Annotated in this window: 4 protein-coding genes; 2 read left to right on the plus strand and 2 right to left on the minus strand. The window is 38.5% G+C overall.

Annotation, left to right across the window (positions count from 1 at the left end; genetic code table 11):
* Positions 1 to 186: 186 nt before the first annotated feature.
* Together AAGC65_RS25860 and AAGC65_RS25865 are read right to left on the minus strand one after the other, a co-directional pair.
* Complete coding sequence (locus AAGC65_RS25860; protein WP_343115340.1) at positions 187 to 639, minus strand: protein-disulfide reductase DsbD domain-containing protein; 453 nt, start codon at positions 637 to 639, stop codon at positions 187 to 189.
* Between the two features lie 4 nt (positions 640 to 643).
* Complete coding sequence (locus AAGC65_RS25865; protein ID WP_343115341.1) at positions 644 to 1414, minus strand: biotin--[acetyl-CoA-carboxylase] ligase; 771 nt, start codon at positions 1412 to 1414, stop codon at positions 644 to 646.
* 47 nt (positions 1415 to 1461) lie between these two features.
* Between AAGC65_RS25865 and rsfS the strand changes: the two genes are divergently transcribed.
* Together rsfS and AAGC65_RS25875 are read left to right on the plus strand one after the other, a co-directional pair.
* Positions 1462 to 1836: a ribosome silencing factor gene (rsfS, locus tag AAGC65_RS25870; protein WP_343115342.1), complete on the plus strand. Its 375-nt coding sequence runs from the start codon at positions 1462 to 1464 to the stop codon at positions 1834 to 1836.
* A gap of 94 nt (positions 1837 to 1930) precedes the next feature.
* Positions 1931 to 2646, plus strand: a 716-nt coding sequence (locus AAGC65_RS25875) for an ATP-dependent metallopeptidase FtsH/Yme1/Tma family protein (protein WP_343115343.1), incomplete at its 3' end; no start/stop codon positions are given.

Genomic DNA, 2646 nt, shown 5'->3' on the forward strand with positions numbered 1-2646 from the left:
CGGTAGGTATATCTGTAAACTGAATATCGCTGGTTGATATGGTTGTATCCTTTCCATTTTTCTGCACAGCATAAGCAGACTTTGGGGCATTTAAGCCAAAAATGATCAGTATGGATACTATTGCCAGTGACGTTGGCAACCAGTTAATTTTATTGAAAAGTTTCATTGCTATTTCCTCAAGGTAAATTATTTGCCTAAAGGAATATTAAAATCAACATCTTCTGGTGGCAGGCATTTTTTATCGTTACAGGTCATGTAGGTAAGCTTGCCTGTAACATTTGTAGCCTTGGCCGATTTAAGACTTATTTTTTGCTGAAAAACCACTTCTTTTTCAAAGTAGCTTACATTCATGTTAAAAGCTTTTTCAAATTTGGTTACCGGAGCCGGTTCAGAAGGTTTGCCTACCGGTGCGTATAATTTTGAAGGAGTAAACTCAAACGAGGTTTTTATTGGGCCGCCATCCTTAACATTAAGGGAGTATATATGCCAGCTGGGTTGAATAGTAGCCTTTAAAAACACAACGGCTTCTTTATCATTCAACTTTTTTGCCGCGTATGACCACCTTACGGGCGTTTCAATCTGGGCATAGGCCCCTGCGCAAATCACAAGCGCCACAATTACCAACAGTATCTTCTTCATTTAACTATTTATTTAAAAATTCAATTTGTTTTAAACTAAACTCCTGCAGCTCATTATTATTTTCCACAACCAGCAAACCTTCATCCTTCACATTCCTGATTATACCTTCAAAAACCTGATCATTTGATCTGAAATACTTTTGTTGGTTTAACCAATATAGCCTGGATAAATATACCTCCCTGACAGCTGAAAACCTACCTGCCTTTAAACTAAGGTAATAAGCCTCAATATGGGCGCAAATTTCTGATAATATTGTTCGTAAATCATAATCCTTATGTAAGATTTGTTTTAGTGATATGGCATTACCCGCACCTGCGTCAAAATTTTCCTGGTTTATATTCAGGCCTATACCTATAATGACATGCTTTATATGCCCGCTGAGTATATTGGTTTCAATGAGTATGCCACCGAGTTTACGATCCTCATAATAAATATCATTTGGCCATTTTATCTTTAACTTATCGCCCAGGTAAACTTCCAGAGCATCAAAAACCCCAAGGCTAACTACACGGTTAAGATCAAACTGGCTAATAACCGGCACAAAACCAGGTGTCAACAATATACTGAATGTCAGGTTTTTTCCAGGTTCGCTATGCCATTTATTTTGTTGCTGACCACGGCCGGCGTATTGGCTTTCTGCCATAATGACCGTACCTTCAGGCAATGGCTTGGAATTTGACAGTAAATTCTTAAGGAAAGTGTTGGTTGAATCAACTTCTTTAATTGTTACTAAATTTTGACCAACAAATAATCCCGAAAATATGTTATTTTGCAAAGTATAATAATTTTTAACTCAAAAACGTTCAAAACTAATTCTTTTTGATGGTAAAAAACAAAGTGTTAAATCAATCAACCTATATTTCTGAGCTTGCCATACATGGCATACAGGAAAAAAAGGGGAACGATATTGTAAGGTTAGACCTTCGTAACATATTCAGTTCCGTGGCAGATTATTTTGTGATCTGTCATGCCGATTCAGCTACCCAGGTAAAAGCGATAGCTAATAGCATTGAGGACGAGATTTTCAAAGCAACTCAACATGAACCCTGGCGAAAAGAAGGCCTTGAATATGGGGAGTGGATACTGCTTGATTATGTGGATGTTGTGATCCACGTTTTCAGAACGGACAAACGTGAGTTTTACGGCGTGGAAGATCTGTGGGGCGATGCCGAAATTAAATCATATAAAAGTGCTTAAACATTCGTCACAAAAGGCCTCCGGGAAGAGTCATGGTACTAAACCTTTGTAAATTTTAAATTATAGATTGTAAGTTTGAGCTCCTAACAAAGAAATGAAAGATAAAGATAATAAATCAGAAAGTCCGAAACCGATCAGGAAGATACTTAATAAAAAGACACCGCCAAAACCACCTAAATTCAACATTATGTGGCTTTATGGCATTGTTATTTTAGCATTTTTGCTGGTACCTACACTGTTGAGCGGCGGCTCAGGCAAAAACATCAACTTCCAGGATTTTGAGGCTATGCTGAAGCAAAACGATGTTGAAAAACTGGTAGCCTATAAAAACGGCGACCTGGTTGTTGCCGAGGTTTATATTAAGAAAGAAAGCCTAAAAAAGCCTCAGTATGCCAATGCAGGCAAAGAACAGCGCTTATTTAATGCTACTAACAACGGCCCTCAGTATACTTTTACCGATGCATCATATGAAAGCTTAAAGCAATCAGTGTTAAATGCGGAGAAAGATATGCCAGAAGACCAACGTGTTCCTATTCAATACGAGCAGGGCCACGAGAGCTTTTTATCAAACTGGCTGGTTCAGGGTGTTATTATGGTGATCCTTTTTGCAGGTGTATGGATATTTATTATGCGTCGCATGAGCGGTGGCTCTGGTGGCGGCCCGGGTGGTCAGATATTTAACATTGGCAAATCAAAGGCTACTTTATTTGATAAAGAAGCACAAGTAACCGTAACATTTAACGACGTTGCCGGCCTGGAAGAAGCCAAGCAAGAGGTAATGGAAATTGTTGATTTCCTTAAAAACCCTAA

The organism is Mucilaginibacter sp. (genome assembly GCF_039207105.1).
GTDB lineage: Bacteria > Bacteroidota > Bacteroidia > Sphingobacteriales > Sphingobacteriaceae > Mucilaginibacter.

Coding starts and splice junctions, on each gene's coding strand:
- rsfS (WP_343115342.1), top strand. CDS start 1,462: ATGGTAAAAAACAAAGTGTTAAATCAATCAACCTATATTTCTGAGCTT.
- AAGC65_RS25860 (WP_343115340.1), bottom strand. CDS start 639: ATGAAGAAGATACTGTTGGTAATTGTGGCGCTTGTGATTTGCGCAGGG.